Origin of the sequence: Chitinophaga eiseniae, assembly GCF_900167135.1 — a bacterium.
Taxonomy (GTDB): Bacteria; Bacteroidota; Bacteroidia; order Chitinophagales; family Chitinophagaceae; genus Chitinophaga; species Chitinophaga eiseniae.
In genome coordinates, this window is sequence record NZ_FUWZ01000002.1 from 2,035,005 (window position 1) to 2,051,945 (window position 16,941).

Sequence of the window (16,941 nt, forward strand, 5' to 3'; positions counted from 1 at the left end):
ACTAGTTTATCTTCGGTTTCCCTAACTCCCAAAAAATGTTCAGGATCAACCTTTATCTATCCCTTTTACTTTTTTCACCTGTGATATTGCTGGCACAGCATAAAATCAGCGGGAAAGTAACAGACAACAGGAAACGTCCGTTGTCCGGTGTCAATGTGTACATCAAAGGCGCTTATGACGGCGCCACGAGTAAGGCAGACGGCAGCTTTTCCTTTACCACCACCGAAGCGGGGGAACGCATTCTGGCAGCCACATTGAGCGGCTACCAGCCCATGGAAATAAAAATCACCACAGAGAACGGTGAGCAGCTGTCTATCGTGCTGAAGAACGCCGCTAATGCACTGCGCGTAGTGACTATTTCTGCCGGTAGCTTTGAGGCCAGCGACGATAAAAAAGGCACCGTGCTGAAGCCATTGGACATCGTGACCACCGCCGGCGCCGGCGCTGATATCGTGAACGCTATCAAAACATTACCGGGGGCGCAACAGACCAATGACCGCGAAGGTCTGTTCGTGCGCGGCGGTACGGGATATGAAACCCAAACATTAATAGACGGTATGCTGGTACGGAACCCCTTTTCTTCTTCGCTGCCGGACGTGCCCGGCAGGGGCCGTTTTTCGCCGTTCCTCTTTAAAGGCACCACTTTCAGCAGCGGTGGCTATTCCGCGCAATATGGCCAGGCCTTGTCATCCGCACTGGTGCTGGAGTCTACAGACCTGCCTCAGCGCTCTTCTTCCAGTGTAGGGCTGTCGGTTATCGGCGTCAACGCAGGTGTGGAAAACCTCTCGAAGGATAAAAAATCTTCCTGGGGCGTGGAAGGGGACTATACCAATCTGGCGCCCTATTTTCAGGTGGTGAAACCCAAACAAACACCTAACCTGGGACCGGAGATCATCGGCACTTCGCTGAATTTCAGAAGAAAAACTTCTCCCACCGGTCTGCTCAAGTTTTACGGCTACGGTAACTGGAGTAAGATGGGGTTCAGTTCTCCCAGCATTGAATACCCGGGAGACCGCGAATCATACCAGGTTCGTAACGGTAATATCTATACGAATATGACCTATCGTGAAAGTCTTGGCAAGGACTGGCGGATTTATGTGGGGATCTCATTCAGCAACAACCGGGACAACATTGTAACAGATACGCTGGGTAAAGGCCAGACCCCGGCAGATATCCGGCTCCGGTCTTCTCTCAACCAGTCCCGGGTGATGCTGACCCGCAACATCGGTCAGTTCTCCGCCATCCGTTTCGGTGGTGAATACCAGTATGCCACGGAGCTGTTTTCCGTGAACCATCGGTCTTTCAACTACGCCGACAACTATACAGCCGCCTTTGCAGAAGGGGATATTTATTTCACGCCCAGCTTTGTAGGCCGGGTAGGTGGCAGGGCAGAGTATTCTTCCGTGCTGGCCAAAATGAACGTCGCACCCCGTGTGTCGCTGGCCTATAAAGTGGATAATTACAGTCAGTTCTCCGTTGCCTACGGTGATTATTATCAGAAGCCGGAGCCGCAGTACCTCCGTTTTGACCACGGTCTCGGCTATATGAAAGCAACCCACTACATTGCCAGCTATCAACGGGTGGCGTCCGATTATACCTTCCGTACAGAGGTGTTTTACAAGCGATATGCAGATCTTGTGAAAACGGCGCCGTATTATAGCAATAATGGTAAAGGCTATGCGAAAGGCATAGAGCTGTTCTGGCGTGACCGGAAGAGCATCAAAAACGTGGACTACTGGATCTCTTATTCCTGGCTGGACACCAAACGCGACTACCTGAACTATCCGAAGGAAGTGCAGCCTGATTTTGCCGCCACCCATACGGCCAGCCTGGTATACAAACATTTTTTCCCGAAGCTGAGCACCAATCTGGGGCTGACATATACTTTCGCCACCGGCCGGCCGTACTATAATCCGAACCTGCCGGCGGACAAATTCATGTCGGAGAAAACCATGGATTATCACGCGCTGGGCGTAAGCGCCAGTTATCTGACCACCATCCGCAAAGCCTTCACGATTTTTGTGCTGAGTGTGAGCAATGCGCCGGGTAATAAACAGGTATTCGGTTACCGCTATTCCAGCGATGGATTGCGTCGCGGGGAAATCACGCCCAGCGTGCCCCGGTTTATTTTCCTGGGGATGTTCATGAACTTCGGCATCGACAGAAGACAGGACGTTATTAATAACTTATAATTCACACACATATGAAACGTTTACTCCTTTCCCTTTTTATGATTGGCGGACTGGCAACGGTCGCAACAGCGCAATCCGCGCAATATCAGGACGCTATGTCCAAACAGGTAGCCGACCTGGACAGCAGTGGTACTTTTGCGCCGGATGCGCTGGTGGCTAAAACCAATACTTTTGAACGTATTGCCGAAGCGGAAAAAACGCAATGGCTGCCCTACTACTATGCCGCCTACTGCCAGGTGATGTCCTGCTTTGTGGGTCAGGACAAAGGCAAGATTGATGAGCTGGCAGACAAAGCTGCCGCCAACCTGGACAAAGCCGAAACATTAAATCCGAAGAATTCCGAAGTGGCTTGCATCCGCTCCCTGGTGGCTTCAGCGCGACTGATGGTGGACCCTGCCAGCAGAGGGATGAAGTATGGCATGGAAGCCGGTCAGCAGATTGAGCTGGCGAAATCCTACAATGCCGAAAACCCGCGCGTATACTTGCTGCTGGGCCAGTCGCTCCTGTTTACCCCCGAACAGTTCGGCGGCAGCAAATCAAAGGCGAAAACGATGCTGGAAACAGCCTTGCAGAAATATGCAGCCTTTAAACCCGAAAGCACTATCGCTCCTCACTGGGGCGAGCCTTATGCAAAAGAGCTGTTGACCAAAGCCCAGTAATTGGGTTATTGGGTTATTTTGAAATTTTATTATTTGATTTACAGATTTTGGAATTTACGGATTTTGAGATTTTGGATATTGTGATGCAGTCGATGTTTTGTTCGCGCATATCTCCCCAAAAATTCCAAAATCCGTAAATTCCAAAATCTGTAAATCAAATAATAAAATAACTAAATATAAAAATATATATAGTATGGACTTTAAAGATCTGGACCCTGTTTTACATTCACAGTTGCGCCTTGCGATCATGAATGTTTTGTTGAGTGAAAAGGAAGCGGAGTTTACGCTGCTGAAGGAGAGAACGAATGCAACAGCAGGCAACCTGAGTGTACAGATCAATAAGTTGCGGGATGCTGCTTATATAGAAGTGGTGAAGCAGTTCAGGGACAATTATCCGCAGACGCTGTGTAAGATCACGCCTGCGGGCAAAAAAGCTTTTGAAGATTATGTGCATGCCATTCAGGCATACCTGAAAGTGGGCAAATCGAAGTAGTCAGCGGTACTATTCGGAAGCCAGTTCTGTTTTCTTCAACGGGTTGCGGGTATTTTCCGCATAACGTTCCCGTTGTTCAATGATATCGAGGCAGGTAAAAACGGCCTGTCTGAAAGAGTTGGGATCTGCCAGGTTTTTACCGGCGATATCGAAGGCGGTGCCATGGTCCGGGGAGGTACGGACGATATTGAGGCCTGCCGTATAGTTGATGCCTTCGCCGTTGGCGAGGGATTTAAAGGGTATCAGGCCCTGATCGTGATACATGGCCAGTACACCGTCAAACTGCGTAAACATTTCCCGGGCAAAGAACGCATCCGCGCTGTATGGGCCGAAGCAAAGGATACCATTGCCTTTGGCGTGCCGGATGGCCGGTATGATCTGTTCAATTTCTTCTCTGCCGATCAGTCCCTCGTCGCCAGCGTGAGGGTTGAGGCCCAGTACCGCGATGCGGGGTTTATCGATGCCAAAATCCTTCACCAGGCTTTCTCTCATCAGCTGCAGTTTGGCGAGGATGTTTTCTTTCGTTACAAACCTGGAGACTTCCGCAATGGGCACATGCTCGGTAAGGAGGCCAACGCGCATATTGTCGGCGGTCATAAACATCAGTACGTCTTTGGCATTGAAGGCTGCTTTGAGGTAGGGCGTATGACCGGTATAATTGAATTGCTGGCTTTGTATGTTGTTTTTATGGATGGGGGCAGTAACGAGGCCTTGTACATGACCGTCTTTCAGGCATTGGATGGCGACTTCCAGGGCGCGGGCGGCGTATTTCCCACCGGCTTCATTGAGTACGCCCGGGGTGATCTGCACCTCTTCTTCCCAGCAGTTGTACACGTTCACCTGTTTGTGGTTCAGACGGGTGAAATCCTTTATAGACTGATAGTTGAAGTTATTTTCATTCATCAGCTTCCGGTAGAAGTTGATGGTTTTATTAGATGCGAAGATCACCGGCGTGCAAAACTCCATCATCCTGTTGTCCAGGAAGGTTTTGATGATGATTTCTGCGCCAATGCTGTTGATATCACCAATGGTGATGCCGATAACCGGTTTGTTGGTCTGTATATTGCTCATACTGATATTGCCTCCAATGAAAGGCAAATATAGCCAGTTTGCGGGAGAAATATTACGCCTTTGGCAGAAACCGGCTTATCTTTGCAGCCACGCATGTATACATTAAAAAAATCACTGGGCCAGCATTTCCTCACAGATGAGAACATGTGCAGGAGAATTGTGGAGTCCTTACCTGTAATAGAAGGCCAGCAAGTGCTGGAAGTGGGTCCTGGCGGCGGGGCCATCACCAAATACCTGTTGCAGCTGCCGGGCATTGATTTCAAGGCGGTGGAGCTGGACAAGGAGAAGGTGGAATACCTGGAGAAAACGTATCCTGCCATCCAGGGCAAGCTGATCAACGAGAGCATTCTTGATACCGCCCCTCCTTTCGCCGGCCAGTTCCGGCTCATCGGTAATTTTCCGTACAACATTTCTACACAGATCATGTTCCGGCTGCTGGAGTGGCGGGAGCAGGTGGATGTGGCGGTAGGCATGTTCCAGAAAGAAGTGGCTGTGCGGATCGCTTCTGCCCACAAGAGCAAGGAGTACGGTATCCTGAGTGTGCTGTTACAGGCTTTTTATAAGGTGGAGTATCTTTTTGAGGTGCATGAGAACTGCTTTAATCCGCCACCGAAGGTGAAATCAGCCGTGATCCGGCTCACGAGGCTGGAGCAGCCGGCGGATATCGCTTCCGAGCGGAAGTTTACCGTACTGGTGAAAACAGCGTTCAACCAGCGCCGGAAGCAGCTCCGTAATCCCCTGAAACCCTTGTTTGACAAGGAAACTTTGCAGGACCCGATTTTTACGAAAAGGGCTGAAGAATTGACTGTTGCTGAATTTGCAGCATTATCCCATAAGATGATATGAGCAGAAAAGTATTAATTACCGCCAGGGTACATCCATATTTGACGGACCAGCTGAAGAACAAAGGCTTTGAGGTGGTGTACGAGCCATCCATTACTTACGACGGGGTCCATAGCGCTATTGCCGATTGTGTGGGGTTGATCGTTACCACCCGTATCCGGGTAGACAAAAATATTATTGACAACGCCCGGCAGCTGCAATGGATAGGCCGGCTGGGTTCCGGGATGGAACTGATAGATGTGCCTTATGCAGAAAGCAAGGGCATTCATTGCGTCAGCAGCCCTGAAGGGAATATGGATGCCGTAGGCGAACAGGCGGTGGGCATGTTGCTCTGCCTGGTCAACAATATCCTGCGCAGCAACCTGGAGCTGAGGGAAGGTATCTGGGAGCGCGACGGCAACCGGGGCTATGAGCTGAATGGCAGAACGGTGGGTATCATCGGTTATGGTCATACCGGCAGCAGTTTCGCCCGTAAGCTCAAAGGTTTTGATGTGAACATCCTGGCGTATGACAAATACAAGAAAGGCTTCGGTACGGCTGACGTAAAAGAGGCCAGTCTGACCGATATCTTCACCAATGCCGATGTGGTGAGCCTGCATCTGCCGCTGACGGAAGAGACGTTGCATATCGCCAATATGGCTTTCTTCCAGTCGTTTAATAAACCCGTTTGGTTTATGAATACGGCGAGGGGCAAGCTGGTGAACAATACCGATATCATTGCGGCTTTGCAGCAGGGCATCATCGGCGGCGCCTGTCTTGATGTGTTGGAGAATGAAAAACTGAACACCTATACACCGGCCGAAAAAGAGCAGCTGAATTGGCTGCTGAATGCCCGGAATGTAGTGGTGACGCCACATATAGCTGGTTATTCCCACGAGGCGAGCATTAAGATGGCGCGCATCGTGCTGGAGAAGCTGAATATCCTGTAGGGTCCTTGTCCCCGGGTCCTGTATCCTGAATTAAATTGTTGATTTTCAATTGATTTAATTCGGGAGGGCGCTTTTTTTTCTTTACCCGAAATTTATTATATTTGCAATAACACCCGTAAACAACGCTTCTGTGCAAATGGAGGCGTTGATTTTTTTTTCTTATAACCATAAAAAACAAGCAGGTTATGTCTGGCATAAACTACGTTACGAAAGAGACCCTGGATCAAATGATGAACGAACTCACCATTCTTAAAACGAAAGGTCGTGCTGAGATTGCCCGTGCTATTTCTGAGGCACGTGAGAAAGGGGACTTGAAGGAAAATGCCGAATATGATGCCGCCAAAGAAGCGCAGGGAATACATGAGGCTAAAATCGCGACGCTGGAAGCAGCGATTGCTACTTCCCGTATTGTCAGCGCAGATGCCATCGATACATCCAAAGTGTCTATTTTATGTAAGGTGACCATTACCAATATGGCCAACAAGAAAACCGTGACTTATCAACTCGTTTCAGAGACGGAAGCGGACCTGAAGGCGGGCAAGATCTCGGTGACTTCCCCGATCGGGAAAGGCTTGCTGGGTAAACAGGTGGGAGATGTGGCGGATGTGCAGGCGCCCAATGGAGTGATTAAGTTTAAGATTGACAGTATTTCAGTATGATCCCCGGATGATGCTGTTTCACAATATGGAAGGGGTTGCAGCGATGCAGCCCCTTTTTCATTTTGTTATTTTGTTATTTTGTTATTTTGATATTGGGGGATGCAGGATTTTGTTATTTTAAGGATCCGATAGGGGCCTGTCAAATAACCAGATCATCAAACAATAAAATAATAAAATAACCAAATATGACAATCTTCACTAAGATCATCAAAGGAGAGATACCCAGTTACAAAATTGCAGAAAACGAGCATTTTTACGCTTTTTTGGACATTTTCCCGTTGATGAAAGGGCATACGCTGGTGATTCCCAAAGTGGAAACGGACAAATTTTTTGACGTATCGGATGATTTATTGAGGGAGTGGTTGGTATTTGCCAAGCCTATTGCGAAGGCTATTGAGCAGGTAGTACCGTGCAACCGGGTGGGGGTGAGCGTGGTAGGGCTGGAAGTGCCCCATGCGCACATACACCTGATTCCGATTAATTCCGTGCAAGACATGGATTTTTCGCGCGGCAAGCTGAAACTGTCAGCGGAAGAATTTAAGGCGATCCAGGAACAGATAGTAGCGCAGCTGTAGTATTATGACTTCACAGGGATATTGAACCGGAAACCGACACCGTGCAGTGTTTCCAGTTTTACATGTGGATCTGACTTGAAGTGTTTTCTGAGTTTGGTCACAAAAACATCCATGCTCCGGCCCAGGAAGTAGTCGTCTTTACCCCATACGTGAGAAAGGATATCTTCCCTTTTCAATGTTTTGTTGGGGTTTTCGCACAGGTATCTGAGCAGTTCGGCTTCTTTCTGGGTAAGGGAAATGGAGATTTCTCCGGTTTCGTTGTAGAGGCGGAGGTCTTCATAATCAAACATCAGTTTGCCGATAGCGAAAGTGGTGCTTCTTTTGGCGATCTGGCTTCTGGTCCTTTTCAGGAACACTTCTATGCGCAGGATCAGTTCCTGCATGCTGAAAGGTTTGCTGATATAGTCATCAGCTCCGGTCCGGAGGCCGGCGATGCGGTCTTCTTTTTCGTTTTTGGAGGTCAGGAAGAGAATAGGAATGTGGTCATTAACCGTGCGGATCTGTTGCGCCAGCGTGAGGCCGTCTTTTTTGGGCATTACCACGTCGAGCAAACAAATATCGAAAGTGCGTAACTGGAACTGTTCCCACGCGGCCTGGCCGTCTATACTGTGCACAACATCGTAGCCCGCTTCTTCCAACCGCTTCTTTGTAACTGCACCAATATATTCATCATCTTCCACCAATAGGATTCTTGCTTTCATATTTGCCTGATGCTGATTAATAAAAAGCTTGTTGCGCAATTCATGCTTAACAAATGATGGTCATTTTTCATAGTGATGCTAAATTTCCGGCCTTGCCGGGTTAGCCTTTGGTTCAGGATGAACAATTTCAAACAAAGTAACTACATTTTACGAATTTATGAAATAACCTTTTCGCTACCTGGAAATCCGTTCGGGGTGTTTTTGCAAAAACTGTTCCCATCCTTTCGCCTTGCTTACAGCGGCCAGGGGGCTGCTTTCCTGATAGAAGTGGCAGACTGCCACGGCCAGGGCGTCCGTTGCATCGAAGTAATCGGGCTGTTCACCGATACTGAGAATGCGTTGCAGCATCAGCCACACCTGCTCCTTGTCAGCGTTGCCATTGCCGGTAACCGACTGCTTTACTTTTTTGGGAGAATACTCTGTTACGGGTAAACCGGCATGCATGGCGGTGGCGATAGCCACACCCTGTGCCCTGCCCAGTTTCAGCATACTCTGTACGTTCTTCCCGAAGAAGGGTGCTTCAATGGCGAAACAAGTTGGTTTAAACTCCTGGATCAATTCATGTATGCGGGAGTGAATCAGTTGTAAGCGTTCGTAATGGTCCTTGGTCCGGGATAATTTCAGGACATCCATCGCAATCAGACTGGCTTTTTTTCCTTCCACGTGGATCAGTCCATACCCCATAACCAGGGTGCCGGGGTCAATGCCTAGAATTATTTTTGCCTTGTTTGCCAACCACAGTATATTTTTGCAAAAATCTTGATATCTGAACAAAAGTACCAAAATATTTCTCAATTACTTATTAGGAGCAGTGCTTTTTACATGGCTGGCGTACTCCATCTACAGCCAGTTGACCCACCGCGAAAACCTGGAGCAGTCGCTCGCGCAGATGAACAGAACACTGCAGGAGAAAGGCTGGGTAGGGTTAGTACTGGTATTGGTACTGATGTTTTTTAACTGGGGACTGGAAGCCAAAAAATGGCAGAAGCTCGTCCGCCCGCTGGAACCCATCTCCTTCGGAAGGGCTTTCAGCGCCATTCTTTCCGGCGTGTCCTTCTCCATTAATACCCCTAATCGTATAGGCGAATACGGTGGCCGGGTGCTTTACCTGAAGAACCATAACAAACTCAAAGCGATTGCCGCCACCATTGTAGGTAGCTTCAGCCAGCTGATCGTGACTGTTATTTTTGGGTTAATAGGCATGCTCTACTATCTCAATAATTTTGCGCTGGTAAAGGAAAACAGCTATTTTCCCCCGAACTTTTGGGAGAAAATCGTGTTTGGTATCCTCCTGGTAATTTGTGTGCTGACGATATTGTTATATTTTCGGCTACAGATTATTCTGGCCGTATTTGAAAAAGTCAGGTTCCTGCGAAAAGCAAAGGTCTTTGTACAGATTATAGTGCGCTATTCTGCCGGTGATTTACGTTACCTGTTGCTGCTTTCGGCCCTGCGGTACGTGGTCTTCTCGGCACAGTATTTGATTTTGTTGGACGCGCTGGGGCTGGAGTTTTTGTGGTGGCAGGCCTTCCTGCTGAATAGCGTTATCTACCTTGTTATGGCCGTGGTGCCGACCATCGCCATCGCAGAACTTGGAATCCGCGGGAAAGTCAGTATCTATTTCCTCGGACTGCTCAGTACCAATACAGCCGTTATTATAGCAGCCACGGGGGGTATCTGGTTAATCAACCTTTGTCTACCGGCAGTGATTGGAAGTGTGCTGCTCCTCGGTGTAAAAATTTTTAAGGACAAATAGCTTCCAGCAATGAGGTATCTTCTGCTTATCTTCTTATGCTTTGCCTGTGTAACCCCCGCTCATGCGCAAAATGACTTCTGTTCCATCCGTAATTCCAGCTTCAACGTCGGAGAAAGTATCACCCTCAAAGTGATGTATAACCTCGGTAAAATGTATGTGGGGGCCGGTGAGGCCGTTTTTACCGTAGCCCTCGAACGTTTCGCCAACCGCGACGTGTACCATATCACCGGCGACGGCCGCACCTTCCGCGCTTACGACTGGATCTTTAAAGTGCGCGATAAATACGAAACCTGGCTGGACACTGCTACCATGCAGCCACTGAAGTTTCTTCGCAACGTGAACGAAGGCGGATATAAAATCTATAACAACGTGGTGTTTAACCAGGCGGCCCATCAGGCCATCAGCACCAATGGCACCTTTACGGTGCCCCCCTGCGTACAGGACGTGATCAGCTCTATCTACTACGCCCGGAATATCGACTTCTCCCGCTACCAGGAAGGCGACAAAATACCCTTCGCCATGTTCCTGGACGACCAGGTGTATAATATCTATATCCGGTACCTCGGCAAAGAAGAAGTCAATACCCGCTTCGGTAAATTCAGGGCCATCAAATTCAAACCACTGCTGATCAAAGGCACCATCTTTGAAGGAGGAGAGAAGATGACCGTCTGGGTAAGCGACGACGCCAATAAAGTGCCGCTGCGGGTGGAAAGCCCCATCTCCGTAGGCAACATTATTGTAGACATGGTGAACTACAGCAACCTCCGCCACCCCTTCACTTCGTTGATAAAACAACGATAAAATATTTACCGCCCTGAAAATGAATAGATTTAACAATTCTTTGGGGTGCACCCGTCCAAATTTTACCGACCTTACGTGCCGTAGAAAAACTTTATATTTGTTATAATCAACCCTTTATGATTATGGAAGAACGCAAACCGAAAATATTACTGGCGGAAGATGATACCAACCTGGGCATGGTACTTAAAAACTACCTCGAACTGAATGACTACGATGTGGAATTATGCCGCGACGGCATCCTGGCGCTGGCTGCCTTCCGCCGCGAGAAATTCGATATCTGCCTGCTGGACATTATGATGCCCAATATGGACGGCTTTAAACTGGCGGAAGAAATCCGGGACGTAGACCCCGATATCCCCCTGTTTTTCCTCTCTGCCAAAACCATGAAGGAAGATATCATCCAGGGCTATAAACTGGGCGCGGACGACTATATCTCCAAGCCGTTCGACAGCGAACTGCTGCTGCTCAAGATCAAAGCCATCCTGAAGCGCAACCAGGAACTGAACAGCAAGGAAGAGGAACAACACGAGTTCCAGATCGGCTCCTATGCTTTTAATTCCCGCCTGCGTACCCTTGCACACAATGGCGACAGCCACACGCTCTCCCCTAAAGAGAACGAACTGCTGCACATGCTCTGCGAACATAAAAACGACCTCCTGCCAAGGGAACTGGCTCTGAAAAAGATATGGGGCAGCGATACCTACTTCAATGGCCGCAGTATGGACGTATATATCGCCAAACTCCGCAAATACCTGAAAGATGATCCGAACATCGAAATCGTAAATATCCATGGTAACGGCTTCCGGCTGGTTGTGAAGGAGCTGTGATGACCAGGACTTTTGCTGATTTCGCTGATTTGTCAAAGATTGCAGCGAACAACATGATTTGATATAAAAAGCGCCCCCATTGAATCTTCTCAATGGGGGCGCTTCTTGTTAATCAAATTCTTATCAATTGCTACGGTGCTCGAAAAAATCGGCGAAATCAGCAAAAATCATGGCCATCACCATCAGAAGAGAAGGTTGCTTCCGCCGCGGAACGGCGTTTTCCCCAGGTGCACATAGGCTTTTTCCGTTACCTCACGGCCGCGGGGCGTCCGCTTGATAAAACCTTCCTGTATGAGGAACGGCTCATATACTTCCTCCAGGGTACCGGCTTCTTCCCCCACTGCGGTGGCAATGGTAGTGATGCCTACCGGTCCGCCTTTAAAGTTCTCGATGATCACCTGCAGGATGCGGTTGTCCATCTCGTCGAGGCCGTATTCATCCACGTTGAGGGCTTTGAGGCTTAGCTGCGCTATCTCAAGGTCAATGACACCGTTGCCGATCACCATGGCAAAGTCGCGCACCCGGCGCAACAGTCCGTTGGCAATACGCGGGGTGCCCCGGGAACGGCGGGCAATCTCAGCGGCGGCGTCGGAAGTGATCTTGGTGCCCAGCAGCCCGGCTGCCCGCCAGATGATTTTCTGCAGTGTGGCGGCATTGTAGTATTCCATCCTCGACTTGATGCCGAAACGGGACAACAGGGGAGCCGTCAGCAACCCCGAACGGGTGGTGGCCCCGATCAGCGTGAAAGGATGCAGGTTGATCTGTATGGAACGGGCATTAGGCCCGCTGTCGATCATAATATCTATGCGGTAATCTTCCATGGCGGAATACAGGTATTCCTCCACCACAGTGCTCAGGCGGTGTATCTCGTCGATGAACAGCACATCCTTGTCTTCCAGGTTGGTCAGCAGCCCCGCCAGATCGCCGGGTTTCTCAATCACCGGTCCGGAAGTCTCCCGGATATTTACCCCCAGCTCATTGGCCACAATGCGCGACAGCGTGGTTTTCCCCAGGCCCGGAGGGCCATGGAACAAAACATGGTCCAGCGCTTCCCCCCGCATCTTGGCGGCTTTGATAAATATCTTCAGGTTTTCGATGATCTGCTCCTGTCCAGAAAAATCCATGATTTCCCTGGGCCGGATACTGTTCTCAAACTCTTTCTCAGCGGCGCTGAGCTTAGTCTCTTCTGGTCTTAAATGCGGATTGGACATAATACTGACCAAAAATACCAAATTATATCCAGCCGGTGACCGGATATTCATGTGCGTTCCCGCTATCCTACAAAGATGTTAATCTATCCCGCCGGAAAAGTGGTAGCATTGCAGTCAATTAACACAGATGATGTTATCTTACAGGTCTGACGGCAATAGCTGCCGTTGGGTCCAAACAACAACCAGAACGAAATACAACCCATCAAACCGCTCATGAAAAGACTGATCTTATCGCTCGCTGCGGGGTGCATGCTCACCACCGGTTACAGTCAACAGATACCGCAGAAAGAAGTCGCCCGTATCATTAACACACTGGCTGCTGATGATATGCAGGGCCGGCAGTCCGGTACGCCCGGCTCCGACAAAGCCGCTGCCTTTATCAGCGCTGAATTTAAAAAGGCCGGCTTGCTGCCGCTGCCAGGAGAAACAACCTACCTGCAAAGTTTCAATTACTACGGGCTGCATACCACCGCCACCAGCATGATTGTCAACGGTACTGCGAAAGACTGGCCGGTAGTGGCAGTAGGCGCATCGCGGCATGTGGAGCTGCGCAGGGACACCGCCAGCTGTACAGAGCTGCATGTGGCCAATGCAGATGAATTGCGCGCTGCGCTGGGAAAACGTAAATCCATGACCCGGAACATCGTGGTATGGATGGCGCCGGCGTTGAGTGGTTACCTCGCCAACCTGGAAGGCTCCATCTCCAACCGCATGTATGCCAAAGAAGCCGAGGTGCCCGCAGATACGGCCAAATGGCAAATGATCCTGGTGCTGGAAAAGGAACCGGTGACAGCACAGGACACCTGGTCTGTAGAACAAACGCGCAGCATCCGGACGCAGGCGTTCACTAACGTGGCCGGCATGATCAAAGGCGCTGCCAAACCGGATGAATATGTGATCTATTCCGGTCACTACGATCATCTGGGCATTTTACCCGCTGAAGCCGGTGACAGCATTGCCAATGGCGCAGATGACGATGCTTCCGGTACGACCGCAGTCATTATGCTGGCAAATTATTTCAAGAAGAAACGCCCTGCGCGTTCCCTGATTTTTGTGGCCTTCACCGCAGAAGAGATGGGTGGTTACGGTTCCTCTTATTTCTCCGGACAAATGGACCCTGCCAAAGTAGTGGCGATGTTCAACATCGAAATGATCGGTAAGGAATCCAAATTTGGTAAGAACAGTGCGTTCATCACGGGCTTTGAAAAATCTGACTTCGGTACTATCCTGCAAAAAAACCTGGAGAGGTCTGCCTTCCGTTTTTACCCCGATCCCTATCCTGAACAAAACCTGTTTTATCGGTCCGATAACGCCAACCTGGCCAAGGTAGGCGTTCCGGCACATACGATCTCTACCACACAAATTGATAAAGACAAATTTTATCATACGGTAAAAGATGAAGTGTCTACACTGGATGTGAAGAATATTACAGACATCATTAAAGCGATTGCCGTTAGTTCCGGTACCATCGTGAATGGAACGTCAACGCCTACACGTATAACACCTGTTTCCCAATAGGGGCGGTCATCATATATTCATCCGGTTGAGTGAGCTCAACCGGATTTTTTATTTTTAATTAATACAGTATCAGTTCTTTTTTCGAATTTCTTGTTTATTTTTATGGCCAATATTTCCCCGAGTAGTCATTTAAAACCATATCAATATGAAAACCGGAATCCTACAATTCTGCGGTGCGCTTGGCATCGCAACCATGATGCTCGCATCGTGTTCAAAAGATATGTCGGGACCTGATCAGCAAACCCCCGCTGATGTGAAGGACTCAACAGCTATCAACTACGAAATCGCTGCGGTAAATCCAACGTACACTTTATCACCCGATGCTGCGGGCCGTCTGTCTGCCATTACCGGCAATGCCGCTATGGCTAAGAGCTCCGGTGGTTTTGACATTACATGGGATACCGCCACTGCCCGCTTACGGGAAATCCGCTTTGATGCCAAACGCGGTAAAGATCAACTGGAATTCAGATTAAGAACAGACCGGCAGATCGATCTGAAACAGATCCCTGCGCAGCTGGGCGCCATCAAAATTCCGCTGGGCACCTATCAGCAGGTGAAAGTGTATGCCAGAGTAGAAGGAGATAAAAAAGATCCTGCGGTAAGATTGATAGGATTCCTGACCTGGGATGGTAAAAAGATCCCGATGGAAATCCTGCTGTCTGGTGTGATCGAATTGCAGGCACACGGCAAAGATGTAGTCGTTACCGACAAAAAAATCGACTGGAAAGGCTCTCTCAAGATCTCTATGGACCTGATCCTGACCAAGCTGCAGGTGGGTGACTTTACCGGTTCCTTTGCCAACGGCAAACTTAAAATCAGTGTAGACATCAATGGAAACCTGCATAATAAGGTAGTTGACGCGCTGGAAAACAGCATGAGCGTTGAACACACCCACGATTGAGTCTCGCAAAGACGCTAAGTGAGCAAAGAGCGCAAAGTTTATATAAGCGCAAAGAAAAAGGAACGAAGATTACAACTAATCTTCGTTCCTTGCTTAACTATTTTGCTTGCTTATCCTCTAATTCTTTGTACGCTTATTTTCTTTGTTTCTTTGCTCACTTTGCATTCTCTGCGAGCACCACCCGTGCCAATACGGCGAAGTGATCGGAAGCAAAGCGGCCGCCCCATGTCTGCGATATGGAAGCATGCTGCAATACTTTAAATTTCCCTTTCAGAAAAATATAGTCGATCGGCTGATCATCCACTTCAGCAGCATGCCACCCGTTGAACGTCCCGGTAGGGCCATAATGCGGCGTAGTGCTGATGCTTTTGCTATCGGTGAAATGCAGCGGGTCGCCGGTGTTCATCACCACCTGTATCGGTTCATCATCCGGCGTGGCATTGAAATCACCGGTGATAATGGCGGGTGTATTGCCGGCAATTTTATGCACCTGCTGCAATAGGAAACGGGCGCTTTCCCGGCGCGCCACTTTACCCATGTGATCAAAGTGGGTATTGAAATGATAGAATATTTTTCTGGTTTGTTTATCCCTGAACTGCCCCCATGTGACAATACGGGTGATGGCAGCGTCCCACCCTTTGCTGCCGGGAACGTCCGGTGTTTCTGATAACCAGAAAGTGGCTGATTTGAGTAACTGCAGCCGGCTGGTATCATAGAAAATAGCAGAGAACTCTCCCTTGTTTTTTCCGTCTTCACGGCCGCCGCCAATAGATTTGTACCCTGGCAGTAAGCGGCGCAGGTCTTCCATCTGATCGAACAGCGCTTCCTGTACTCCGAGCGTATTCGCCTGATGAAACAATACCTCTGATGCCACTTTCTCTTTCCGGTAGGGCCATGCATTCAGACTGTCGCTGTTGGTGTTCAGCCGGATGTTGAAGGTCATCACCTGCAGCGGCGTCTGTGCCATCGCTGCGCCCATGAGCAGGCACAATAAGCCTGTCAGCCATATGTTTCTCATATTGTATCTGTTTAGCCGGTAAAAATATCAATCGCGCTGCTTTATGTCAAGTCGCGAAGGATGGATGGCAGTTTTTAGTGCTGTAGACGGCTTAACCGTGGGTGTTCCGGTTGAGCTGCAGGATAAGGTCCGGATCGGGGCAGTTCTGCAGGTATTTATCGCGCTCACTGTAGCGGCACACCCCGGGATAGTCACCCCGGTAGTGCATCATGTCAATGATCACCTGGAAATGAAGATGCGGCGGCCAGCCGCCATTTTCTGAAGGGGTACCAAACCACGCGAACGGCTGCCCGGCGGCGATAGGCATTCTCTCATAAAGTCCCTGCAGGTTGGAGATACTCAGATGACCGTATAAAGTATGGAACGTATAGCCATCCAGCTGATGCTGGAGAATAATAGTAGCGCCATAATCCCCGAAATCGTCGTTGAAGCGGAAGCTGTGCACATGACCATTAAGTGGTGCCGACACCGGCGTTTCGGCAAGGCCCCATACATCGATACCCAGGTGCAGCCGGCGCGGTTCTTCGCCGGCATCAAAATGGGGACTGACAGCATAGATAGTGCGATGCTCGTTGTATCCGCCTATGCCCAGCCGGCATCCGCTGTCGGCGAGGGTATGGGTGATATAGGAACAAAACCGGTCTATATTATTCAGGATTGGCTTGGTAAGCGTTGTATTGTTGGCAGTAAAATCCATGACCAGCAGCTGTTCGTCGGGATGAAGCAGCGTGATCACCGGTTGGAAGGTGGATTGGTGTTGTTTGAGTACCTCCTGTAACATATTTTG

At 49.4% G+C, this 16,941-nt stretch carries 18 protein-coding genes; 12 read left to right on the forward strand and 6 right to left on the reverse strand.

The features are described from left to right. Positions 1-35: 35 nt before the first annotated feature. From B5D63_RS18120 to B5D63_RS18130, 3 genes are all read left to right on the forward strand, one after another. Positions 36-2,192, forward strand: a complete 2,157-nt coding sequence (locus tag B5D63_RS18120; protein ID WP_078670151.1) for a TonB-dependent receptor — start codon at positions 36-38, stop codon at positions 2,190-2,192. A gap of 11 nt (positions 2,193-2,203) precedes the next feature. Continuing rightward, entirely contained in the window at positions 2,204-2,851 is a 648-nt protein-coding gene (locus B5D63_RS18125; protein WP_078670152.1) for a hypothetical protein, read from the forward strand. A 193-nt stretch (positions 2,852-3,044) separates the two neighbouring features. Next, positions 3,045-3,344: a winged helix-turn-helix domain-containing protein gene (locus tag B5D63_RS18130; RefSeq protein WP_078670153.1), complete on the forward strand. Its 300-nt coding sequence runs from the start codon at positions 3,045-3,047 to the stop codon at positions 3,342-3,344. A 9-nt stretch (positions 3,345-3,353) separates the two neighbouring features. Here the strand turns inward: B5D63_RS18130 and pdxA are convergent, their stop codons facing one another. Next, entirely contained in the window at positions 3,354-4,442 is a 1,089-nt protein-coding gene (pdxA, locus tag B5D63_RS18135) for a 4-hydroxythreonine-4-phosphate dehydrogenase PdxA (protein WP_235021567.1), read from the reverse strand. 66 nt (positions 4,443-4,508) lie between these two features. Between pdxA and rsmA the strand changes: the two genes are divergently transcribed. The 4 genes from rsmA (at position 4,509) to B5D63_RS18155 (ending at position 7,421) form a co-directional block, all read left to right on the forward strand. After that, on the forward strand, positions 4,509-5,261 hold the full coding sequence (gene rsmA / locus B5D63_RS18140) for a 16S rRNA (adenine(1518)-N(6)/adenine(1519)-N(6))-dimethyltransferase RsmA (RefSeq protein ID WP_078670370.1): 753 nt from the start codon (positions 4,509-4,511) through the stop codon (positions 5,259-5,261). Then, positions 5,258-6,187 carry an NAD(P)-dependent oxidoreductase gene (locus tag B5D63_RS18145; RefSeq protein ID WP_078670154.1) on the forward strand — a complete coding sequence of 310 codons (930 nt, stop codon included), beginning with the start codon at positions 5,258-5,260 and terminating at the stop codon, positions 6,185-6,187. Before rsmA ends, B5D63_RS18145 begins: the two co-directional genes overlap by 4 nt. Positions 6,188-6,372: 185 nt before the next feature. Further along, on the forward strand, positions 6,373-6,846 hold the full coding sequence (gene greA / locus B5D63_RS18150; protein ID WP_078670155.1) for a transcription elongation factor GreA: 474 nt from the start codon (positions 6,373-6,375) through the stop codon (positions 6,844-6,846). Between the two features lie 185 nt (positions 6,847-7,031). Further along, entirely contained in the window at positions 7,032-7,421 is a 390-nt protein-coding gene (locus B5D63_RS18155; protein WP_078670156.1) for an HIT family protein, read from the forward strand. A gap of 2 nt (positions 7,422-7,423) precedes the next feature. Here B5D63_RS18155 and B5D63_RS18160 read toward each other — a convergent pair whose 3' ends face one another. After that, on the reverse strand, positions 7,424-8,122 hold the full coding sequence (locus tag B5D63_RS18160; protein WP_078670371.1) for a response regulator transcription factor: 699 nt from the start codon (positions 8,120-8,122) through the stop codon (positions 7,424-7,426). A gap of 174 nt (positions 8,123-8,296) precedes the next feature. Continuing rightward, complete coding sequence (gene ruvC, locus B5D63_RS18165) at positions 8,297-8,857, reverse strand: crossover junction endodeoxyribonuclease RuvC (RefSeq protein WP_200817016.1); 561 nt, start codon at positions 8,855-8,857, stop codon at positions 8,297-8,299. Between the two features lie 76 nt (positions 8,858-8,933). Between ruvC and B5D63_RS18170 the strand changes: the two genes are divergently transcribed. From B5D63_RS18170 to B5D63_RS18180, 3 genes are all read left to right on the forward strand, one after another. Then, entirely contained in the window at positions 8,934-9,878 is a 945-nt protein-coding gene (locus B5D63_RS18170) for a lysylphosphatidylglycerol synthase domain-containing protein (protein WP_159456069.1), read from the forward strand. A gap of 9 nt (positions 9,879-9,887) precedes the next feature. Beyond that, positions 9,888-10,679, forward strand: a complete 792-nt coding sequence (locus B5D63_RS18175; protein ID WP_078670159.1) for a DUF3108 domain-containing protein — start codon at positions 9,888-9,890, stop codon at positions 10,677-10,679. A 122-nt stretch (positions 10,680-10,801) separates the two neighbouring features. Continuing rightward, a complete protein-coding gene (locus tag B5D63_RS18180) occupies positions 10,802-11,506 on the forward strand; it encodes a response regulator transcription factor (protein ID WP_078670372.1) in 705 nt (234 codons plus the stop codon). Between the two features lie 182 nt (positions 11,507-11,688). Here the strand turns inward: B5D63_RS18180 and ruvB are convergent, their stop codons facing one another. Continuing rightward, positions 11,689-12,729, reverse strand: a complete 1,041-nt coding sequence (ruvB, locus tag B5D63_RS18185) for a Holliday junction branch migration DNA helicase RuvB (protein WP_281354954.1) — start codon at positions 12,727-12,729, stop codon at positions 11,689-11,691. Between the two features lie 201 nt (positions 12,730-12,930). Between ruvB and B5D63_RS18190 the strand changes: the two genes are divergently transcribed. Beyond that, complete coding sequence (locus tag B5D63_RS18190) at positions 12,931-14,235, forward strand: M28 family peptidase (protein WP_078670374.1); 1,305 nt, start codon at positions 12,931-12,933, stop codon at positions 14,233-14,235. Between the two features lie 145 nt (positions 14,236-14,380). Beyond that, positions 14,381-15,136 carry a hypothetical protein gene (locus B5D63_RS18195; protein WP_078670160.1) on the forward strand — a complete coding sequence of 252 codons (756 nt, stop codon included), beginning with the start codon at positions 14,381-14,383 and terminating at the stop codon, positions 15,134-15,136. Between the two features lie 154 nt (positions 15,137-15,290). Here B5D63_RS18195 and B5D63_RS18200 read toward each other — a convergent pair whose 3' ends face one another. After that, positions 15,291-16,154 (reverse strand): endonuclease/exonuclease/phosphatase family protein, encoded by an 864-nt coding sequence (locus B5D63_RS18200; RefSeq protein WP_143312961.1) that lies wholly within the window; start codon positions 16,152-16,154, stop codon positions 15,291-15,293. A 91-nt stretch (positions 16,155-16,245) separates the two neighbouring features. Next, positions 16,246-16,935, reverse strand: coding sequence for a peptidoglycan DD-metalloendopeptidase family protein (locus B5D63_RS18205; protein ID WP_078670161.1), 690 nt, complete (start codon positions 16,933-16,935; stop codon positions 16,246-16,248). Positions 16,936-16,941: the final 6 nt, after the last annotated feature.

Excerpts from the sequence above, each read along its gene's own strand:
- B5D63_RS18175 (WP_078670159.1), top strand. The coding sequence starts at position 9,888 with ATGAGGTATCTTCTGCTTATCTTCTTATGCTTTGCCTGTGTAACCCCC.
- B5D63_RS18180 (WP_078670372.1), top strand. The coding sequence starts at position 10,802 with ATGGAAGAACGCAAACCGAAAATATTACTGGCGGAAGATGATACCAAC.
- B5D63_RS18195 (WP_078670160.1), top strand. The coding sequence starts at position 14,381 with ATGAAAACCGGAATCCTACAATTCTGCGGTGCGCTTGGCATCGCAACC.
- B5D63_RS18145 (WP_078670154.1), top strand. The coding sequence starts at position 5,258 with ATGAGCAGAAAAGTATTAATTACCGCCAGGGTACATCCATATTTGACG.
- B5D63_RS18120 (WP_078670151.1), top strand. The coding sequence starts at position 36 with ATGTTCAGGATCAACCTTTATCTATCCCTTTTACTTTTTTCACCTGTG.
- rsmA (WP_078670370.1), top strand. The coding sequence starts at position 4,509 with ATGTATACATTAAAAAAATCACTGGGCCAGCATTTCCTCACAGATGAG.
- B5D63_RS18200 (WP_143312961.1), bottom strand. The coding sequence starts at position 16,154 with ATGAGAAACATATGGCTGACAGGCTTATTGTGCCTGCTCATGGGCGCA.
- B5D63_RS18160 (WP_078670371.1), bottom strand. The coding sequence starts at position 8,122 with ATGAAAGCAAGAATCCTATTGGTGGAAGATGATGAATATATTGGTGCA.
- B5D63_RS18190 (WP_078670374.1), top strand. The coding sequence starts at position 12,931 with ATGAAAAGACTGATCTTATCGCTCGCTGCGGGGTGCATGCTCACCACC.
- B5D63_RS18205 (WP_078670161.1), bottom strand. The coding sequence starts at position 16,935 with ATGTTACAGGAGGTACTCAAACAACACCAATCCACCTTCCAACCGGTG.
- greA (WP_078670155.1), top strand. The coding sequence starts at position 6,373 with ATGTCTGGCATAAACTACGTTACGAAAGAGACCCTGGATCAAATGATG.
- B5D63_RS18130 (WP_078670153.1), top strand. The coding sequence starts at position 3,045 with ATGGACTTTAAAGATCTGGACCCTGTTTTACATTCACAGTTGCGCCTT.
- B5D63_RS18125 (WP_078670152.1), top strand. The coding sequence starts at position 2,204 with ATGAAACGTTTACTCCTTTCCCTTTTTATGATTGGCGGACTGGCAACG.
- B5D63_RS18155 (WP_078670156.1), top strand. The coding sequence starts at position 7,032 with ATGACAATCTTCACTAAGATCATCAAAGGAGAGATACCCAGTTACAAA.